General features: G+C 43.9%; 21 protein-coding genes (1 of these 21 cut by a window edge). 10 read left to right on the top strand and 11 right to left on the bottom strand.

Going from position 1 to position 20,228, the window contains the following annotated elements; translation table 11 throughout:
* From msrP to ABXS85_RS16650, 4 genes are all read right to left on the bottom strand, one after another.
* Positions 1-818, bottom strand: the 5' portion of a protein-coding gene (gene msrP / locus ABXS85_RS16665; RefSeq protein ID WP_353667657.1) for a protein-methionine-sulfoxide reductase catalytic subunit MsrP. It extends 175 nt beyond the left edge of the window; only the first 818 of its 993 coding nucleotides appear in the window; its start codon is at positions 816-818; the stop codon falls past the left edge of the window.
* Between the two features lie 106 nt (positions 819-924).
* A complete protein-coding gene (gene pssA / locus ABXS85_RS16660; RefSeq protein WP_353667656.1) occupies positions 925-1,707 on the bottom strand; it encodes a CDP-diacylglycerol--serine O-phosphatidyltransferase in 783 nt (260 codons plus the stop codon).
* A gap of 22 nt (positions 1,708-1,729) precedes the next feature.
* A complete protein-coding gene (hemL, locus tag ABXS85_RS16655; protein WP_353667655.1) occupies positions 1,730-3,013 on the bottom strand; it encodes a glutamate-1-semialdehyde 2,1-aminomutase in 1,284 nt (427 codons plus the stop codon).
* A gap of 54 nt (positions 3,014-3,067) precedes the next feature.
* Positions 3,068-4,741 carry a chloride channel protein gene (locus ABXS85_RS16650; protein ID WP_353667654.1) on the bottom strand — a complete coding sequence of 558 codons (1,674 nt, stop codon included), beginning with the start codon at positions 4,739-4,741 and terminating at the stop codon, positions 3,068-3,070.
* 163 nt (positions 4,742-4,904) lie between these two features.
* Here ABXS85_RS16650 and argC point away from each other — a divergent pair, with 163 nt between their 5' ends.
* Entirely contained in the window at positions 4,905-5,936 is a 1,032-nt protein-coding gene (gene argC / locus ABXS85_RS16645) for an N-acetyl-gamma-glutamyl-phosphate reductase (protein ID WP_353667653.1), read from the top strand.
* An 87-nt stretch (positions 5,937-6,023) separates the two neighbouring features.
* Here the strand turns inward: argC and ABXS85_RS16640 are convergent, their stop codons facing one another.
* A complete protein-coding gene (locus tag ABXS85_RS16640) occupies positions 6,024-6,452 on the bottom strand; it encodes an Lrp/AsnC family transcriptional regulator (RefSeq protein WP_353667652.1) in 429 nt (142 codons plus the stop codon).
* Positions 6,453-6,601: 149 nt separating this feature from the next.
* Here ABXS85_RS16640 and yjeH point away from each other — a divergent pair, with 149 nt between their 5' ends.
* Positions 6,602-7,876 (top strand): L-methionine/branched-chain amino acid transporter, encoded by a 1,275-nt coding sequence (yjeH, locus tag ABXS85_RS16635; protein WP_353667651.1) that lies wholly within the window; start codon positions 6,602-6,604, stop codon positions 7,874-7,876.
* Between the two features lie 66 nt (positions 7,877-7,942).
* A complete protein-coding gene (luxS, locus tag ABXS85_RS16630; protein WP_353667650.1) occupies positions 7,943-8,455 on the top strand; it encodes an S-ribosylhomocysteine lyase in 513 nt (170 codons plus the stop codon).
* A gap of 92 nt (positions 8,456-8,547) precedes the next feature.
* Here the strand turns inward: luxS and ABXS85_RS16625 are convergent, their stop codons facing one another.
* Positions 8,548-9,177, bottom strand: a complete 630-nt coding sequence (locus ABXS85_RS16625) for a LysE family translocator (protein WP_353667649.1) — start codon at positions 9,175-9,177, stop codon at positions 8,548-8,550.
* Positions 9,178-9,481: 304 nt separating this feature from the next.
* Between ABXS85_RS16625 and ABXS85_RS16620 the strand changes: the two genes are divergently transcribed.
* Positions 9,482-10,357, top strand: coding sequence for a DMT family transporter (locus ABXS85_RS16620; RefSeq protein WP_353667648.1), 876 nt, complete (start codon positions 9,482-9,484; stop codon positions 10,355-10,357).
* Here ABXS85_RS16620 and ABXS85_RS16615 read toward each other — a convergent pair.
* From ABXS85_RS16615 to ABXS85_RS16605, 3 genes are all read right to left on the bottom strand, one after another.
* A complete protein-coding gene (locus ABXS85_RS16615; RefSeq protein WP_353667647.1) occupies positions 10,351-10,806 on the bottom strand; it encodes an Lrp/AsnC family transcriptional regulator in 456 nt (151 codons plus the stop codon). The two genes, ABXS85_RS16620 and ABXS85_RS16615, sit on opposite strands and share 7 nt — an antisense overlap.
* A gap of 91 nt (positions 10,807-10,897) precedes the next feature.
* Entirely contained in the window at positions 10,898-11,389 is a 492-nt protein-coding gene (gene ilvN, locus ABXS85_RS16610; protein WP_353667646.1) for an acetolactate synthase small subunit, read from the bottom strand.
* 2 nt (positions 11,390-11,391) lie between these two features.
* Positions 11,392-13,104 carry an acetolactate synthase 3 large subunit gene (locus tag ABXS85_RS16605; protein ID WP_353667645.1) on the bottom strand — a complete coding sequence of 571 codons (1,713 nt, stop codon included), beginning with the start codon at positions 13,102-13,104 and terminating at the stop codon, positions 11,392-11,394.
* A 429-nt stretch (positions 13,105-13,533) separates the two neighbouring features.
* On the opposite strand from ABXS85_RS16605, the gene ABXS85_RS16600 reads away from it, so the two are divergent.
* Positions 13,534-13,794 (top strand): hypothetical protein, encoded by a 261-nt coding sequence (locus ABXS85_RS16600; RefSeq protein WP_353667644.1) that lies wholly within the window; start codon positions 13,534-13,536, stop codon positions 13,792-13,794.
* Positions 13,795-13,856: 62 nt separating this feature from the next.
* A complete protein-coding gene (gene queG, locus ABXS85_RS16595) occupies positions 13,857-14,930 on the top strand; it encodes a tRNA epoxyqueuosine(34) reductase QueG (protein WP_353667643.1) in 1,074 nt (357 codons plus the stop codon).
* Positions 14,931-14,962: 32 nt separating this feature from the next.
* Here queG and ABXS85_RS16590 read toward each other — a convergent pair whose 3' ends face one another.
* A complete protein-coding gene (locus ABXS85_RS16590; protein ID WP_353667642.1) occupies positions 14,963-15,826 on the bottom strand; it encodes an acyl-CoA thioesterase II in 864 nt (287 codons plus the stop codon).
* Positions 15,827-16,011: 185 nt separating this feature from the next.
* Here ABXS85_RS16590 and moaA point away from each other — a divergent pair, with 185 nt between their 5' ends.
* From moaA to ABXS85_RS16570, 4 genes are all read left to right on the top strand, one after another.
* Positions 16,012-17,001 (top strand): GTP 3',8-cyclase MoaA, encoded by a 990-nt coding sequence (moaA, locus tag ABXS85_RS16585; protein ID WP_353667641.1) that lies wholly within the window; start codon positions 16,012-16,014, stop codon positions 16,999-17,001.
* Between the two features lie 11 nt (positions 17,002-17,012).
* Positions 17,013-17,561: a molybdenum cofactor biosynthesis protein B gene (moaB, locus tag ABXS85_RS16580; RefSeq protein ID WP_353667640.1), complete on the top strand. Its 549-nt coding sequence runs from the start codon at positions 17,013-17,015 to the stop codon at positions 17,559-17,561.
* The gene (glp, locus tag ABXS85_RS16575; protein ID WP_353667639.1) at positions 17,561-18,751 is read left to right on the top strand and encodes a gephyrin-like molybdotransferase Glp; all 1,191 of its coding nucleotides are present in this window, start codon (positions 17,561-17,563) and stop codon (positions 18,749-18,751) included. Before moaB ends, glp begins: the two co-directional genes overlap by 1 nt.
* Before the next feature lie 98 nt (positions 18,752-18,849).
* Positions 18,850-19,278, top strand: coding sequence for a HepT-like ribonuclease domain-containing protein (locus ABXS85_RS16570; protein ID WP_353667638.1), 429 nt, complete (start codon positions 18,850-18,852; stop codon positions 19,276-19,278).
* Here ABXS85_RS16570 and ABXS85_RS16565 read toward each other — a convergent pair.
* Positions 19,275-20,198: a LysR family transcriptional regulator gene (locus tag ABXS85_RS16565; RefSeq protein WP_353667637.1), complete on the bottom strand. Its 924-nt coding sequence runs from the start codon at positions 20,196-20,198 to the stop codon at positions 19,275-19,277. The two genes, ABXS85_RS16570 and ABXS85_RS16565, sit on opposite strands and share 4 nt — an antisense overlap.
* Between the last annotated feature and the right edge of the window lie 30 nt (positions 20,199-20,228).

The raw sequence follows: 20,228 nt of genomic DNA, 5'->3' as shown, positions 1-20,228 counted from the left end.
CCGTATTCATTTGGCGCCAGCATGCTCCATGTTGTTTGCGGCATAGATTCAACAAAACGAACAGTGACGATAGATTTAATGCTTTTAAAGCCATATTTCCATGGCAGCACCAAACGTACTGGCGCACCGTTTTGATTTGGCAGCACACTGCCATACATACCTACCGCCAAAAAGGCCAATGAGTTCATCGCTTCATCAATTCGTAAACCTTCACGATACGGCCAATCTAATGCATTCCCTCTTTGTGCCGGCATTTGCTTAGGATCGTATAAAGTCTCAAAGTAAACATATTTTGCTTTTGAGTTTGGTTTGAATTGTTTTAAAAAACGGGCGAGAGGAATACCAACCCAAGGAATCACCATGGACCAAGCTTCAACGCATCTTAGACGATAAATTCTTTCTTCTAGCTGGCTGTCGCTAATAAAATCTTCTAGATCAAAATCCCCTGTCACATCCGCTTCGCCTTCTACACGTATTTTCCAAGGATAGGGCTGAAGAGAAGCAGATTTATTGACAGGATCACTTTTACCATATCCAAATTCATAAAAATTATTATAGGTACTTGCTACATCATAAGGAGTTAATTTCTCGCCCTGTCCAAAGGATGTTGTTGAGATACTAGCAAAAGCAGATTTTAAGGATTCTGGTGGCAGTAAAGGGTTTTTATCTTGTTGCGATGCTAAGAGCTGACCAGGCAAACCAAATCCACTTGCGCCGATAAGTCCTGCCTGCATAAATTGACGACGATTTAGGTAAATCGATTCAGAAGTCACACTACTTTCATGACAGTCAGATGATTTTACTATTTTGATTTGCATGGCACACCCTCGAATCAATGTATCTTTTAATAGAGTATGCCTGCCGAAAAAGGTTCACCGACATAAACTACCTTTAATAGCTTAGTCGGTAGTAAGTTCAATTTTCTTACCGTAAAGCTTTAAAAAAGATCCCGCCTATGCCCCACAAACCGTATAAACAAAATACCGTCATCAACACGAGAGAAGGCTCTAAAGCAATCAATACCAACACCAATACCGAACTCAGAAGCACCACAAAAGGCACACGACCTTTCAAATTTAAATCTTTGAAACTGCGGTATTTCACATTACTTACCATTAGAAGCCCTACCACAGGCACTAACAAAGCCATCAAGGTAGACAAGCTTGAACCTGCTACATCACTTTCATTAGCCGCCCAAATGACACCAGCCACGATAGCGGCAGCCGCTGGACTCGGTAATCCCGTAAAATAACGTTTCTCTTCCACGCTCAACATGGTATTGAAACGCGCCAAGCGCAATGCCGCCCCAACGGCATAAATAAAGGCAGCTATCCAGCCTACTTTGCCAAGCGGTGCTAACGACCAAGTAAAGGCGACTAGCGCCGGTGCGATACCAAAGGACACCATGTCTGCTAATGAATCGTATTCCGCGCCGAAGGCACTTTGAGTGTGGGTTAAGCGCGCTACACGACCATCCAACCCATCAAATACCATAGCAATAAAAATTGCCACTGCCGCATGACCGTAATCACCATTCATTGCGGCAATAATAGAATAAAAACCTGAAAACAAAGCCGCTGTAGTAAATAAGTTAGGCAGCAAGTAGACACCTTTTCTCGGTTGTTTAGGGTCATCTTCTACTTCTGCCGTCGAATCCGCCTCGTCGAATTCTTCCGCTACTGATTCTTTAACATCATCATTTGACATGATACAAACCTTCTAAACTCGTTTATTTCAGCTTGGCAAAAGCGCGTTTTGCTGCGGCAATGGTAAAATCAATATCTTTATCTGTATGCGCTTGTGAGATAAATCCTGCTTCAAACGACGCCGGAGCAAAATACACACCTTCTTGCAGCATGTAATGGAAAAATGCTTTGAACTTATCTAGATCACATTCTTGAACTTGAGCAAAACTGGTTACCTTATCCGCTTCAGTAAAAAAGAAGCCAAACATACCGCCCACACTCACTGTACAAAATGGCACGCCAATTTCGTCCGCAGCCGTTTTAAGGCCGACCACCAAACGCTTGGCTTTTTCCGCCAATCTTGCATGGAAATCTGGCTCACTGATTTTATTCAAAACCGCCAACCCTGCCACCATGGCAACCGGATTACCCGACAAAGTACCTGCTTGGTACACTGGACCGAGAGGAGAAATACACTCCATAATTTCACGCTTACCACCAAATGCACCAACAGGCATACCCGCGCCTATCACCTTACCTAAGGTTGTCAGATCAGGTTGAATATTATAATGCTGCTGGGCGCCACCTAGCGCCACTCGAAAACCCGTCATAACCTCATCAAAAATTAGCACGGAACCGGATGCGTCACACACCTCACGCAAGCTCTCTAGGAAGCCGTCGACGGGAGGAATGCAGTTCATATTTCCAGCAACAGGTTCTACAATTATACAAGCAATTTGCTCGCCTATATCGTCAAAACACTGTTTAACTCCGTCAATATCATTGTATTGCAAGGTAATAGTGTGTTGCGCAAGATCGGCAGGCACCCCGGGAGAATTTGGCACACCTAAAGTCAATGCACCTGAACCCGCTTTCACCAGCAGAGAATCAGAATGTCCATGATAACACCCTTCAAATTTGACGATTTTATCACGTCCAGTATAACCACGAGCCAAGCGAATCGCACTCATGGTCGCTTCAGTGCCCGAGTTCACCATACGCACCATGTCCAAAGAAGGAACCAACTCACAGACCTTTTCGGCCATGGTGATTTCTACTTCTGTCGGCGCACCAAAGCTTAAACCCAAGTCCAACTGCTGACGCACTGCGTCTAACACAGCTGGATCAGAATGACCAAGAATCATAGGTCCCCATGAACCGACATAATCAATGTAACTTTGCTGATCTTCATCATAAACATAAGCACCTTCACCACGATGAAAAAAAACAGGGCTCCCCCCCACGCCATTAAAAGCTCGAACAGGGGAGTTCACGCCACCAGGAATACGATGTTGGGCGCGGGCATAAAGGTCTTCTGAGCGACTCATATTTTACTTAATCCTATCACTTATGTTGTCTCACAAAGACTGTGAGCAAATACATTAATCTTCATTCTTCAACAGAAACTGCTCCAGTTTGCGTTTTGAAACTAGACCATAAGACTGCTTTGAGAAGCGTATCAATACCTTGTTACGGCGTGTTTCTTGAAACCAGTTTAATAACACTTCTAAAGAAGCTGGCTCATCAATTACCACTACCTCTTCAGACGATACAGCACAGCTTAAATCCATCACATTGATTTCATTCTCAATATCAAGCCAAGCTTGAGGACCTACCTCTAGAGTTTGCAATGCATTCAACACCGCTGAAGAATGCACCCAAAAACATTTCTGTTGCTTGGTAAACGCCACATAGCTTACCACATTTGAAGCCAAATCTTTTACCTGCTCTAAAGACGGTTTTTGCGACCAAAACAGCACGTTTTCCGCAACAGAAGAAACCTTATGATGACGTAAATGACGACGAAAAGAATTGATGGAAGAAGACATTCCCATATATTTTAAACGTTCGACAAAAATAGATTCTTGATGACATACCACTCTTATAATCAAACAAGATAAAACAATCACCAATAAAGCGGGCACAATTAATACTGAAGACTGAGTCAACTCTATAATAGCAACCAAAGCAGCCAGTGGCGCTTGGAAACAGGTTGCCATCATAGCGGCCATTCCCAGTAGAGCAAATAACGCCAGTTCATCTTTAGCAACTCCGAATATCAAGGCAACCATCACACCAGCCAATCCACCAATCACGAAAGCTGGCCCTATCATTCCGCCCGGTATACCAAGGCCAATCGTCACCGCTGTTAGTACTGTCTTAACGATAACTAAGATAAATAAAAACTGAATCATTATCTCGACAGACAATAATGTGTTTAGTACGCCATACCCTATGCCTAAGCTTTCCGGAATATAAACAGCACAGACAGCGGTTAATAAAGCTACTAGTGAAAACCGCCACCACACAGACACCTGATGAAAACGCCAAGCCACTTTTTGTACGTGAAAAAAAACGCTTGTCAGCGACACTATCATGGCAGCAAGGAGCAAGCAGGCAGCAAACAAACTAGGGGAAATCATGATATGAGTGAATGACTGCACTGTAAACAAACTGATAGGACCAATAAGGTAATGACTGATTAGGGTTGCCATAATCGAAGACAACAATACGGGCAATACATAACGCTGTCGGTACTCAAGCAAAATCACCTCAAAGGCAAATAATACTCCGGCAAGCGGCGTCTGAAAAAGAGCCGATATTGCTCCCGCAACACCACAAGCAAGCAAGGTTTCAATTCCATATTGGGAAAGTTTCGCCCTTACTGCTATTACACTCGCTAAGGTTGCTCCAAGGTGAACAGCAGGGCCTTCCTTACCTATTGATAAACCACCTGCTAAGCCAATGGCTGCTGTGAAAAACTGCACTATGCCATTCCAAATAGGCAAATTCCCTCCATGGTAAATGAGTCTCTCTACTACATAAGGCACACCGACACTTTGATAAGCTTTAGGAATAAAATGCAACAAGGCAGCCAATACAAAGCAAGCCGATACAGGCAAAAGCACCCTAGTTATTACTGGTAAAGCGGCAAATGAGTCAAATTCTACGTCAATAAAATAGCGAACAGGCAAGTAGATCAGCAGGTAGAAAAAAGCCATCAACAAGCCACAGACCAAACCACAGATTCCACCCAACAATGACAACTTAAGCAAGTCATCATAGGATTTGGATGTTGCAAGCCATTTTTCCTTTAAATTTAACCCTTTCAGAAGGCATCCTCACTTTTATCGAGAGTAAATTTCGTGCACTATTCAATCAGTTATCACAAATATTCGCAATCGCCTCAGTAAAGGCATTAATCAATAGGAAAACACAGTGTATAAAATAGGTATCGTTGGCGGTACGGGTTACACCGGAGCCGAATTATTAAGGCTACTTGCAAATCACCCACAGGTTGAAGTGGTGTCCATTACCTCTCGTAGCGAAGAAGGCAAATTGGTATCCGATATCTACCCAAGTTTACGTGGCCATTATGATTTACGCTTTACTACCCCAAGTGTAGATGAACTAGCCAAATGTGACTTAGTCTTTTTTGCCACACCACATGGTGTAGCCATGGATCAAGTACCAGAACTGATCGATCGCGGCGTAAAAGTAGTGGATCTGGGGGCTGATTTCCGCATTAAAGATACTGTTGAATGGGCAAAATGGTATGGCATGGACCATAGAACGCCAGAATACGTTGCGAAAGCCGTATACGGTTTACCTGAGACTAACCGAGAAGCCATTAAAAATGCTTTTCTGGTCGCAAACCCTGGTTGTTACCCAACAGCGACTCAATTGGGTCTGATTCCATTATTGGAGGCTGGTGTTGTCGACCCAGCACACTTAATAGCGGACGCTAAATCTGGTGTCAGTGGTGCTGGCAGAGGGGCAAATGTTGGTACGTTATTGTGTGAAGCTAGCGAAAGCTTTAAAGCTTATGGCGTTGCAGGACATCGCCATCTACCAGAAATCAAACAAGGCTTAAAGGCCGTTTCGGACAAAGAAATTGGCTTAACCTTTGTGCCTCACTTAGTCCCTATGATTCGCGGCATTCACTCTACTATGTACGCCACGCTAACGGACACTAGTATCGATCTTCAAGCCTTATTTGAAGAACGCTATAAAGACGAGTTTTTTGTTGATGTGATGCCGAAAGGTAGCATACCTGAAACTCGCAGCACTAAAGGGGCAAATTTCTGTCGCATTGCCGTCTATCGTCCACAAGATGGCGACAAAGTTGTCGTACTTTCCGTGATCGACAACTTGGTAAAAGGCGCTTCTGGTCAAGCTATCCAAAATATGAACATTATGTTGGATTTACCTGAAAGTATGGGCTTAACCGCGCTTGGCATGATGCCTTAAACGCATACCTCATTTGCCATTATAAAACGGGCTTGCGCTCTTTTTATAATGGCATTACTAAAAGCTAAGCTTTTCCATCAATAGTCATTACCAGCGATCAATTCGTTTTGATAAACACATGTGAGTGACAATTTTATCCAAATTTGGCCAGTTCTCAATGTCATTCCGAATTTCATTTAAACGCGCTATCGATGAGGCTTGTACTAGGATTAATAAATCTAAGTCTCCGCTAATGGTATGGGCCATCTTGATTTCAGGGACGGCGTCAATAAGCGGTTGAACCAGCTCACAGGAAATTGGCCTAAATGTCAAAGCTAAATAGGCAGTTACTCCCTCTTCTTTAGAAACGGAGGTATGTGCATGATAACCCGAGATAATGCCTGTCTCTTCCATGCGCTTAATACGATCCGTCACCGCAGAACGAGACAAATTCACTTGTCGACTAATATCCGACACAGATAAACGTGCATCTTCCACTAATAACGCCAGAATCTTTTGATCATATTGATCCGCCACCCAACACCTCTTATCTTTGCGCCACGAAACAAAGTGACGGAAGTTCCGTCATTTTGCGCTTTAATGGCGTCACCTTGTACCGTTTCTTATTAAGCATCTTATTCTATTCTAGAAGTCATCAAAAAACAGCTTATTCATACAGGCATAACATGACTCAATATCATCAAACTCTCGGCCCTCTTCAAGGCATGGCGATGACAGTAACCACTTTCATAGGTACAGGTTTAATGATCTTACCTGCCATGTCAGTCGCTCAAGCTGGCTCTATGGCTTTTTACGCTTGGTTGATTACCGCTGGGATGATTATTCCCATTGCTTTTATTTTTGCTTTCTTGGGTGCCAAGTATCCTTCTCCAGGCGGTGCTTCCCATTATATTGGTCGTGCTTTTGGTAGCGGTATTGAAAAAGCCGTTGGTTGGTTATTTTTAAGTATTTTGCTGGTTGGGCCTGCTGTCGCCATCAAAGTCGCTGCCGCGTATCTGAGCATCATTTTCAATGTCACAGAAAATTGGATTCTCACCTTTAGTTTAATCACCCTAGTTGGCATGATGTTATTCGCCATAGCAGGCATTCAAACCTCGGCGCGCTTTCAAAGCGGTGTAGTCATCGCCATGATTGCGACCATCGTTTTGTTGTGTTTTTTGGGTGATATTCAATCCAGCACACAAGTCATTCGTTCACCTGCTAATCTGGCCGATTGGCAAACCACCCTCTATGCAACAGGTGTTATTTTTTGGTGCTTTTTAGGCATTGAGGTGATGGCGCATATGGGAGCCGAATTTAAAAATCCCACCCGTGACTTCCCCATTGCTTTGCTGGGTGGTATTAGCATAGTAATTCTTGCCTATCTAAGCTTAGTATTATTAATTGCTTGGCATCAGACTTATGGTGATGAAGTCACCAACAGTCAATCTCTTGCCTTGCTGGTTAGCAAATTACTAGGGGAAACAGGTAGTCGAATCTTTGCGCTTGGCGCCTATACAATTGCATTCGCCAACGTGGCTATTTATATTCTTGGCTTTTCACGCATGGTACAATCTATGGCTCAGCAAGGCGCCTTGCCATCACGATTTAATCAGCTTAATTCCCAAGGTGCTCCAGCTAAAGCCGTACTTTTAGTATGTGCCATTACCCTATTGTCTATCTTGTTCTCAGAATTGTCAGGCTGGAAAATGGCTTGGTTTATTGAAATGACCAACGGTAGTTTTCTAGTCATTTACACTCTAACTTGCATAGCGGCGATCAAACTTTTCAATAAACATTTAAAACTGCTCGCCATTCTGGCACTTTGCAGCTGTGCATTCATGGCTTTCTTTATCGGGGAGAATATGTTGTTCGCGGCGATTATGTTTAGCGCGGCTCTTTTTTATGAATGGATAAGATCCATCAAAAGCAGCAGTAAAGGCATCAATCTTAATGTATAATCTGGCTAAGTTTATTTTCACACACGTCATAGCAGCATGTCGTAATTGCTGCAAAGGAGAGAATCTATGCCACTTTTAGACAGCTTCCGTGTTGACCATACTCGTATGGATGCACCTGCCGTGCGCGTTGCCAAGTCCATGTCGACGCCCAAAGGCGATGAAATCACAGTATTTGACTTACGTTTCTGCGTGCCAAATAAGGAAATTTTATCTGAAACAGGTATTCATACCCTCGAGCACTTATTTGCTGGTTTCATGCGTGACCACTTGAATAGCGACAAAGTAGAAATCATTGATATTTCTCCCATGGGTTGCCGTACCGGTTTTTACATGAGCTTGATTGGCACCCCCTCTGAAGAGCAAGTTGCTTCAGCATGGAAAAGTGCCATGCAAGATGTATTGGGCGTTAAGGCCAAAGCGGATATTCCAGAATTAAATGAATACCAATGTGGTACATACGAAATGCACTCCTTGGAAGAAGCGCAAAAAATTGCCCAGATGATTTTGTCTCGTGATGTTAAGGTGAACAGTAACGATGAACTCTACCTTAGCGAAGCCTTCTTAAAAGAACACAGCTAAGATTTCTTGTGCTTAAACAAAAAAGGTGACTCAAGGTCACCTTTTCTCTATCTAACATTCGCACAACGTTTGGCTTTGCCGATAGCAAAAACTTAAGAGCGTGTTGCGGTTGCTAAGAACACACTGGCAAGAACAAATATCCCACCCATCCCACGATTCATATTTTTCATCCCACTTGGCTTCTTAATCAGACGGCGAATTTGCTTACCACCCAAAGCATACACATAAGCCGCAATAAACTCAGTCACACAAAAAGTCACCCCAATCCAGAAAAACTGCATTGGCACAGGCTGAGTCAAATCCAGCATCTGCGGAAAAATTGCAGTAAACAATAAAATGGCCTTAGGATTACTGATGGCGATCAGAAACTCTTGACGCATTCGAGCACTATGATTGGATTTTGCTCTCACGCCATTTTCCGTTTCATGTTCCTGCAATGCAGTAGCGGCACTGCGCCACGTTTTCACGCCAATGTAGAAAAGATATACCACACCAAGCCATTTAATCACGCTGAACCAAAACACCGAGGAGACAATAATGGCACCCAAGCCCAATGCCGATACCAGCATCAAGATACTGAACGCCAAATTACGTCCGAATACAGCAATGACGGCAGGCACAGCACCGTATTGCATTCCGTTATGCATGGCGGTGAAATTATTTGGGCCTGGCCCAAGCGACAATAGCATTATCAAGGGTGCGATTGTTAACCACAAACTCAAGGTCAATTCTGCTTACTCCCGTATTAGAAACTGATCATAAAAGCATCAAAAAGATGCACGACTCTACATCTCTAAATCGAGTTTGTCCATCTGTAAACCGCTTTCTCATAACTCAATGAAAAACATTTAAAGAAACTCACAGCAAGCTGCTTTTTCGTAAGTCTGAGTACGCTTTTTCTTTCGATTCCAAAGCCATCGACTCACCATACTTTACCTTGCTTATGTCGATAAAAGGCAATTCATCATACAATTTTCACGCTTTCAAACTGACTGACTTTTCATCCTTTAATTAAGAGAAACTAAAATGACGATTTCCCATTTATTTTTGTGGCTAACCGCTACGATTTGGGGCTTTGCCTTTGTTGCACAAAGCCTGGGTATGGAATCCCTTGGACCTTATAGCTTTAATGCTGCACGCTTCACTTTAGCCTCTTTATCTATGTTGCCTTTAGCTTATCTGTTTGAACGCCATCGTAAAGCCGATATTGGCCTAACCATAAAAGCAGGTGCGATTGCAAGTTTGATTCTGTTTTCTGGTGCCACATTGCAACAAATTGGCTTACTTTACACCACTGCCGCCAATGCGGGTTTTATCACCACCATGTACATGCTGATTGTGCCAATCGTCGGTTTGTTTCTCAAACACACCATTGAACGCCATACTTGGTTTGGTATTGTGCTTGCTGTAGTAGGACTCTATACGCTCACCGTTGGGCCTAATCTCAGCATTCAAAAAGGCGATGCCATTGAGTTAGCGGGTGCTTTTTTCTGGGCTGGGCACGTTTTAGTAGTTGGTTATTACTCTCGTAAAGTACCGATTATTAGTTTCTCAATTGTACAGCTTGTTATTGTGGCGGTATTTTCTTGGCTTCTTGCGCTAATGACAGAGCAACCAAGTTGGCAGAACATTCAACAAAGCTGGATTCCATTGGTGTATGCGGGTATTGCTTCTTCAGCCATCGCGTACTCTTTGCAAACCCTAGGACAAAAAAATGTCGCACCGAGTTCCGCTGCTTTGATCCTATCGACAGAAGCGGTTTTCGCCGCCATTGGTGGTTGGTTATTGATGGACGAGTATTTATCAACACGTGAGTTTATGGGTTGCGCACTGATCTTCGTCGGCATGATCATCAGCCAATGGCCGCGTCAAAATAAAATGTCCGCCAGTGTCGCTCAATAAGTCGCAGGCGTTTTCTCACTGTCCGCCGGTATTTCACGAGATACCGGTGTCGACATTATCATCATGGTATTGGTATCACTTAGATCGATAAGACGTTCCAGCAATTGATCTAACTTAGACATGGAATGCACCGCCACACGTAAGACAAAAGCATAAGGTCCAGTCACGTTATAACAATCCAACACTTCGTCTAAACTCATTACCAAGGCTTTAAACTCCCTCTCCTTAGTGCGGTAAACCTGACACTCCACCAGCGCCGTGATAGGAATACCAATTTTTTCCAAATTCACCTTAGCACGATAACCTGTAATAACACCTGCTTCTTCTAACTTGCGGATACGTTCCGCTACCGCAGGTGCAGACAGATGCACTAATTTACCCAACTCCGCATAGGATAAGCGTGCATTTTCTTGTAATGCTTTTACCAATTTCCAGTTTGTTTTATCCATCTTGTTTATTCACTAAAATTTCATGTTAGAAATAGAAAAGCCGCGATAACGCGGCTTTTAACAACAAGTTATTATCCTTGGAGCTCAATTATTATAGTGATAAGGTCTTTTCACCGCGAGCGATACCAGACACTCCAGTTCGAACCACTTCTAATAAATGAGTACCACCTAGCGCTTGTAGAAAACCGTCCAACTTATCCGATTCACCCACAATTTGAATGGTGTAAATAGAAGGAGTCATGTCAACAATATTGCCACGGAAAATATCTACCGTACGTTTTACTTCAGCACGCTGGGCACCTGTTGCACGTACTTTTACCAACATTAGTTCACGTTCAATGTGTTGTCCTTCGGTTAAATCCACTAGTTTCACCACATCAATCAACTTATTCAATTGCTTGGTGATTTGTTCAACCACTTGGTCCGAACCAAAAGTCGTTAACGTCAGACGAGACAAGCTCGGATCGTCTGTTGGTGCCACATTCAATGACTCAATGTTGAAGTTACGCTGCGAAAACAAACCCACTACGCGCGACAAAGCACCAGGCTCGTTTTCCATCAATACAGAAATAATATGTCGCATAATTAGGTTCGCTCCGTCTTACTCAAGAACATATCACGCATAGAACCACGAGGTACTTGCATTGGATAAACGTGTTCTTCCGGGTCCACATAACAGTTGATGAATACCAGCTGGTCTTTCATGGCAAACGCCTCTTCCATCTTGGCATCCAATTCATCTTTGCTACGAATCTCAACATACTTATGACGATAAGCGTCCATCAGTACCTTGAAGTCAGGCAATGAATCTAAGTAAGAGTTGGAATAGCGACCTTCATAATTCATATCTTGCCATTGACGAACCATGCCAAGATAACCATTGTTAAGACATAAAATTTTCACCGGTAAACCGTATTGCAAACAGGTCGACAGTTCTTGAATATTCATCTGAATACTGCCTTCCCCTGTTACACACACTACAGTTTCTTCTGGGAAATTCATTTTGACTCCCATGGCTGCTGGTAAGCCAAAGCCCATGGTTCCCAGACCACCAGAATTCACCCAGCGATTTGGCTTATCAAACTTGTAGTATTGAGCGGCAAACATTTGGTGCTGACCCACATCAGAAGACACAAAAGCATCCCCTTTTGTTGCACGCCAACAAGCTTCAATGGCGGCTTGCGGTTTGATTTGGTCACCACTTGTATCATAACGACCGCCATGCACAGCACGCCATTCGTTAATTTGTTTCCACCAAGTTTCTAACGCTTCGGTATTGCCTTTTTCACCTGCAACCAAAGACAGCATCTCTTCCAATACTTGACGCACTGGCCCAACAATCGGCACATCGGCGCGTATCGTCTTAGAAATGGCTGCTGGGTCGATATCAATATGAATGATTTTGGCACCCGGGCAGAATTGATCAGGGTCATTGGTCACACGATCATCAAAACGCGCGCCTACTGCCAAGATGACATCACTGTGATGCATGGTCATATTGGCTTCGTAACTACCATGCATACCAAGCATGCCGACAAACTGAGGATCCGTTCCAGGAAAAGCACCTAGACCCATTAGGGTGTTGGTAACAGGCACGTTCAAAGATTTGGCAAGGGTAACCAACAAATCCGATGCGCCGCCCATGATGACACCGCCACCCGAGTAAATAATCGGACGCTTCGCAGCCAACAACAAATCCACCGCTTTCTTGATTTGACCACTGTGCCCTTTGGTTGGTGGCGTATAAGAACGCAAAGTGACTGACTCAGGGTATTTGTATTCGTACTTTTCACCCGGCATGGTCATGTCTTTTGGCACATCAATCACAACTGGACCAGGACGACCACTGGTCGCGATGTAATATGCCTTTTTCATGATGGCAGGGATTTCCGAAGGATGTTTCACAGTAAAACTGTGCTTCACGATTGGCCGCGAGACACCCACCATATCGGTTTCTTGGAAAGCATCTTCACCGATCAAGTAGCTCATTACCTGACCACAGATAACCACCATGGGGATAGAGTCCATGTAAGCTGTTGCAATGCCGGTTACTGTATTAGTTGCACCAGGGCCTGAAGTGACGAGTACTGTACCCGCTTTACCTGTTGCACGTGCATAACCATCTGCCATGTGGGTAGCCGCTTGTTCATGCCTAACCAGAATATGCTTAACATCAGATTGACGATGCAATGCATCATAAATGTGAAGTGCGGCACCACCTGGGTAGCCATAGATATATTCAACCCCCTCATCTTTGAGGAAGCGGGCGATCATTTCACCACCGGATAATAACTCCACCTTGTTACCCTCTATAATATTTATCTGCTATTAAAATTACGAGTGGCGGCTATTGTAACCGCATACTACAAGCAGATTAAAGTTGATAGAACGAAGTTTGCTGAACTAACTGAGGTAACTTTAAAAAAAGAACACTCAAACGCAAGAAATCGCAGTTTTTACACTGCCCGCGTCTTTTCGCGAGGAGAAGCATAAAACAACCATATTGAGTCATATTACGCTTGTGTTTATCAGATTCACTCTGACTGAAATGAGCTAGTGGCTCAAGAATAAGACTTTAGTGACAGGGTGACGTCGACTTAAAAGGTTTGTAATTTTCTCTTCGCCGCAAAAATTTGTCAATACTTAAGGTGCAAAAGACACATAAAAACTTGCTCTAACACCCGCTTCATGGTGTCATACGCAGATTATTCGACTAGGAGTTTTATTATGGCTAATGAACTAAATCAACAACGCATCATTGATGAATTCATGCGCTGCTTCCGTAAACTGCTGATGGATCCAAAACTTGCTGAAGAGTTAGTACGCATAGCCAGGGAAAATATTAATCAGCCTAACGCCTATCAGCGAATTGCCGAAGAGGTGTCTAGTCAAACTACATTAAAAATCCCAGAAGAGCATAGTGAAGCCGATCGTATGTTTATCAACTTGTTGATGGATGTAGTAAAAGGCGACGCTTTACTCTACTAATCAAATTTTGACGTTGGGCAGAACACCGTTTCTTCCCAGCGTGGAACCTGCATGGAATTGTCTTGCTCCCTTCGTCCTTATCCACCCCAGAACAACTTCAGCAACTGGCCACAGACATCAAACTCTGGGCACAGGAATTTGGTTTTGCCGAAGCTCGCATCGTAGCGCCTCAACTTGCTCAACATAAAGATGAATTCAAGCAATGGCTAGCCAAAGGCTATCACGCAGGCATGGATTATCTCGCCAATCATGGCGATCTGCGTTTTTACCCCGAACAACTGCACCCAGGCACCCAACGAGTCATCTCGTTACGCATGCACTACCTGCCACAATCAGTCGAAACGGTTAAACGCCTACAGACCAAAGAACAAGCCTACATAGCGCGATATGCCTTAGGTCGTGATTATCACAAACTGATCAGAAAACGCCTCACCCAACTCGCCAAAAAGATACAAGAGCACATTGGCGATCACGGTTATCGCGCTTTTGTCGACAGTGCTCCTATTCTAGAAAGACAAATTGCCGAGCAAGCAGGTATGGGCTGGATTGGTAAAAACACCCTGCTATTAACCCCAAAGGCTGGCAGCTGGTTTTTGCTAGGGGAGATTTTTACTAACTTGCCTCTGCCGGTAGACAAGCCCACTGCCAGTCGACATTGTGGCAGTTGCACAGCCTGTCTCACACAATGCCCAACCGATGCTTTTGTTGAGCCTTGGGTCTTGGATGCAGGTAAATGCATTTCCTATCTTACTATTGAGCATAAGGGTGCCATTCCAGAAGAACTAAGAAGCAAAATGGGCAATCGCATTTTTGGTTGTGACGATTGTCAGCTGGTATGCCCTTGGACCAAATTCGCCAAGCATACCGAGGAGGAAGACTTTCAACCCAGACACAATCTGGACGCAGCAAGTCTAGTCGAGCTGTTTCAGTGGGATCAAGATACCTTCTTAAAAAACACCGAAGGTTCGCCCATTCGCCGTACTGGCTACGAGAATTGGCAACGCAATATTGCCGTTGCCTTAGGTAATGCTCCAACAACAGAAGAAGTTATAAAAGTGTTACAAAAAGCTCTAGAACAAACCACGCCATTAGTCCAAGAGCACATTCAGTGGGCATTAAAACAACATCAGTGCTAAAGGTGCAAAAGTTTCCTTCTTATAATATTTGGTTATTGGCCTTTGGAATAGCGAATCAAACCTTCTTGCGCCGTCGATGCAACCAACTCCCCTTTTTGGTTAAAAATTTCCCCTCGAACAAAACCACGAGCAGCGCTAGCAGAAGGGGAATCCGCCACATACAACAACCACTCATCCAAACGGAATGGACGATGAAACCAAATAGCATGATCTAGGCTAGCAACATTCAAATAAGGATTACCGATTGATATACCATGAGGCATTAATGCTGTTTGAATAAAACCATAGTCGGTCGTGTAAGCCAGCATGGACTGATGAACCAACTCATTGTCCGGCAGCGCAGCGACACTACGAATCCACATATGACGCTTGGCAATACCGGGACGAGGACGAAATGGATTTTGGTTCTCCACAATACGGTATTCAATAGGACGATCTGCCGTGAAAAGTTCACGAACTTTCGCTGGAATTTCTTCCGCGTGCGCTCTGAATAATGACAGCTCAGATTTGAATGACTCAGGGCCTGGTACATTGGGCATCGCATTCTGATGATCCAAACCTGGCTCTTGTAAATGGAATGACACCGTCATTACCAGAATACTCTTACCAAACTGAGATGCGACGACACGACGTAAACTGAAACTGCCACCATCTCGTACGATTTCCACATCATAATGAATGGGTTCAGAGGCATCACCTGGACGCAAAAAATAACAATGCAATGAGTGGGGAAAGCGACTATCAACTGTTTGCGTAGCAGCACTTAATCCTTGACCAATAACATGACCACCAAAGAGTTTTGGAAATCCTAAGTCCTGACTACGACCAACAAATTCAGTTTCGGATACTCGCTCAAGTGCCAATAATTCAATGAGATTATTTACAACAGGGTTCAAGATGCCACTCCTAGACAAAAATACTTGTGTCTTATTATGACGTTTTTTACCTCATGCCACGATCCGAAAATTCAGATAAAATATGAATTCCTAGAATAAATGTTGCGAAAACCACCTTGCTACTTTACTAACACAGGTCTTTTTTGTTTTTATGACACTCTGCAAGTGGGGAAAATATCTTGGCCATGTCTGAATTGATCGATCCTTTTGGTCGCAAAATTGATTATTTACGCATCTCGGTTACCGATCGATGTGACTTTCGTTGCACCTACTGTATGGATGAAGACGTTTCTTTTTTGGCCCGCGAACATATATTGTCTTTAGAAGAAATTGTCTTTGTAGCACAAACCTTTATTGCTATGGGCACCAAACGCATTCGTATTACAGGCGGCGAGCCGTTAGTACGCAAAAACATTTTGTGGGCCATTGAGCAAATTGCCAACACTCCTGGATTAGATGAACTCACTATTACCACCAATGGTTCGCAATTAGCCAAAATGGCACCAGCCCTTTACAATGCTGGGGTGTCACGCATCAACATCAGTTTGGACACCCTAAAGGCAAAACGCTTTTATCAACTGACACGCCGAGACAAATTTCAACAAGTCATTGATGGTATAGAAAGCGCAGCTCAACTGCCTTTTAAGCGGCTTAAGCTAAATAGCGTTATTCTCAAAGGCCGTAACGACGATGAAATCTATGCTTTGGCAGAGTTCGCCCTTAGCCGTGGCTTGGACATTAGCTACATTGAAGAAATGCCATTAGGTATTATCCACGACCATGACAGAGCCGCCACTTATATGTCCAGCGATGACGTCATAGCTAATCTAGAACAAACTTATCGCCTTACCCCAAGTACCATGAAAACCGGTGGCCCAACAAGATATTATCAAGTAGAAGGCTACCAGAATCGCATTGGCACCATTTCTCCCCATAGTCATAATTTCTGTGATACTTGTAATCGTGTGCGCCTAACCGCAGAAGGACGTCTATTACTCTGCCTAGGCAACGAACATTCAAAAGACCTAAAATCGCTTTTAAGATCACACCCTAACGACCACCAGTTATTGCGAGATGGTATTATTGAGGCTTTGGCTTTAAAACCACAGCAGCATCACTTCAACCTAGATGAAACGCCGCAAATACTTCGCTTTATGAGCGCAACAGGCGGCTAAGAAGGAACACAATGGCGAAAACAGCAACTCCATTTCGACCACTGAACATCAGTGTGTTAACCGTTTCCGATACGCGCACATTAGCCGAAGACACTTCCGGAGACGCCTTAATTGACATGTTAAACAAGGCAGGTCATCAGCTTAATCAACGCCAAATCGTTAAAGACGACGTTTATCAAATGCGTGCTGTGGTATCTCAATGGATTGCCGATGAAGACACTCATGTGGTGCTTATTACTGGCGGTACCGGATTTTATGCTCGTGATAGCACACCGGAAGCCATGACACCATTATTTGATAAAACCATTGAAGGCTTTGGCGAATTGTTTCGCCAGATTTCTTACGATGAAATTGGTACATCAACCATTCAATCTCGCGCCATTGCTGGCCTTGCAAACCGCACTTTAATCTTTTGTCTACCTGGCTCCACAGGTGCTTGCCGGACTGCATGGAATGGCATTCTCAAAGAGCAACTTAATGCCACTCATAAACCTTGTAATTTTGTCGGTATGCTACTCGGTCCTTATTCAGCCGATGAGAAAAATGGAGTGCAGGTCTAATGTCAGGATTGATGGCATTTGAAGATGCATTAAAAGCCATTGAAGCGTCAGCATGTCCTTTAGTTAAAACCCAAACTCTTGCATTAACCAATGCGCTCGGTCATGTTTTAGCACAAGACGTCAAGGCTCCAATGAAGGTTCCACCAGCAGCCAACAGTGCAATGGATGGTTACGCGCTAGCCTTTCAAGATTGGCAACCAAACAAAGGCTTTCACATCAGTCAGCGTATTGCCGCTGGACAAGCACCCAGTTTACTTGAACCTGGCAGTTGCGCGCGCATTTTCACTGGTGCCATTCTACCCGCAGGGGCTGATACTGTGATTATGCAAGAGAACGCAGAAGTGACAGGCGACCAAGTCCGATTTCTTGTAGCACCAAAGCAAGGTGCTAACGTTCGCCCCGAAGGCCAAGACATGGAACAAGGGCAAATGGTTTTACATGCAGGTCAACGCTTGCAGGCCATTCAAATTGGTTTACTGGCCAGTCTTGGCATCACCAAGGTCAAAGTATATTGCCCTTTAAAGGTCGGTATTTTGACCACGGGAGATGAATTAATTGCTGCGGGACAGGGCCTACAAACTGGACAGATATACAACTCCAATGGCCCCATGTTGCAAGCTTTAGTCATACAGGCAGGCCATCAAGTCAGTCAAGTTGTGCACGCTGCAGATACTCCACAAGCAACCGAAGCAGCACTTCAGAAACTGTTCACTAATAGCGACCTTATTCTTTCATCTGGTGGCGTATCGGTAGGAGAAGAAGACCATGTTAAAGCCGTGTTGGAAAAACTAGGACAATTGCATTTATGGAAGATTGCGATAAAACCAGGTAAACCCTTAGTATACGCAACACTTAATGGCATTCCTTTCCTCGGCTTACCAGGTAATCCTAGCTCTACTTTGGTTACCTTTCATTGGTTTGCTCGCTTACTTCTGTCCGGTTGTGCCGGTGAAAGCATCACTCGCCCTCAAGCCTTTTCAATTCAAGCGGGCTTTGAGCGCAAAAAAGCCATTCAACGAGACGAATTTTTGCGTGTTCATCTTGAAGATGGAAAAGCCTACCCTCATCCACAACAAAGCTCCGGGGCTTTATTGGCCGCCAGCGACAGTGATGGCTACCTGCACATTAAAACAGGACAGTACATCGACTTGCACAACCATTATGATTTTTACCCCTTTAGCAGCTTTTAAGCACTAAACAAGAGGTTATATTTCGCAATTTTCATTTCCTCTCCTACACTAATTAAACATACTGAATACAGTAGGTTTAGCAGCTAAGAGAGGTACAGATGAGAAATCCAGACTGGGAAAACGCGCTCTACGATCACCAACACAGTATGATTAAACGCTTAGACAGCTTTCGCAAACAAGCCAACAGCAAACCATACGACAGCGATGAAATGATGATCATTGAACACTCGTTTCAACTTCTGGTGGCCTCAATGCTGGATCTAGCAAGATACGTTTTAAAACACCACTATCAAGTAGAAGTGTCATCCAGAGAAGACGTATTGGAAGCACTGGTTAACAATAAAGACGTAACCTTTGAACAAGCTGAGCAAATAAAGTATTTAATAAAACTAAGAGACATCATTCTCCACGATTATTTGGAGGAAAACTTCGACCAGTTAGCCGAAGCCATGACCTTAAGACGCTACAGCCTGGTTGAGGTACTAACCAAAGAATGGATAACGCGTTTATCTAGCCTAGATAATTAGGCTTGAGTCGCCTGCAAAAAGGCTTGCCTTAGTAAGCCACGAAACCATTTATGGGCTGCGTCATGTTGAACACTTTCATGCCAGATCATGGAGTAATCAAAACTGCGGCTTTCAAAGGGTAATTCATATAAAACAATATCCGATGCCGTTTGCACCATATCTTCAGCAAACAAACGCGGCACCGTCAGCAGCAAGTCACTGTTCATTACAGTACGTGCGGCAGGTACAAAGTTGGGTAGATGAACCGCCACATGACGCTTGTGTCCTAATTTATCCAACACTTTGTCTACAGCAAAAAACTCTCGCCGCCCAAGCACTACCTGAACATGATCTGCATTGAGATAGGCATCCAAGGTTAATTCATCGCCAATCAAAGGATGACCTTTGCGTGCCAAGCACACTATTTGATCACTCTGCAACCGCATGGCTCGAATCCCTGCAGGCGGCTCTTTAGACAAGACAGCAACAGCAAGGTCAATGTTACTTTGATCAAGCCGCCCGGCCATGTCTTCATCCCAAGACTTTACATCCAAAACGGCATTGGGTGCCTCTTGTCGAAATTGGTCAAGAATTTTTGGCAATACTGTTAAAGTACCAAAATCTGTGGTGGATAAGCTAAAGCGACGCTCACTTGAAGCCGGATCAAACTCAACAGGTTGAATCAGGTTTTCAAGAGACTTCAAGGTTTCCGTTAAAAACGGCTGCAAACTTTGCGTTTTCGCAGTGGCACTTAAGCCATGTGAGGTACGAATGAACAATGGGTCATCAAAGACATCACGCAAGCGCGATAAGGAACGACTAACCGCAGGCTGTGAAACCTTCAAACGCGCTGCCGCTTTGGTCACATTTTGCTCTTCTATGAGAACATGTAAGACGTACAATAAATTAAGATCGATATCCGATAACCTAAGTTCAGACAAAACGTCACCTCATGCGGATTTATTATTATA

Origin of the sequence: Marinomonas sp. THO17 (genome assembly GCF_040436405.1) — a bacterium.
Lineage (GTDB): Bacteria > Pseudomonadota > Gammaproteobacteria > Pseudomonadales > Marinomonadaceae > Marinomonas.
The sequence above is the reverse complement of the archived record's forward strand: the minus strand, read 5'-3'. Positions and strand labels throughout refer to the sequence as shown.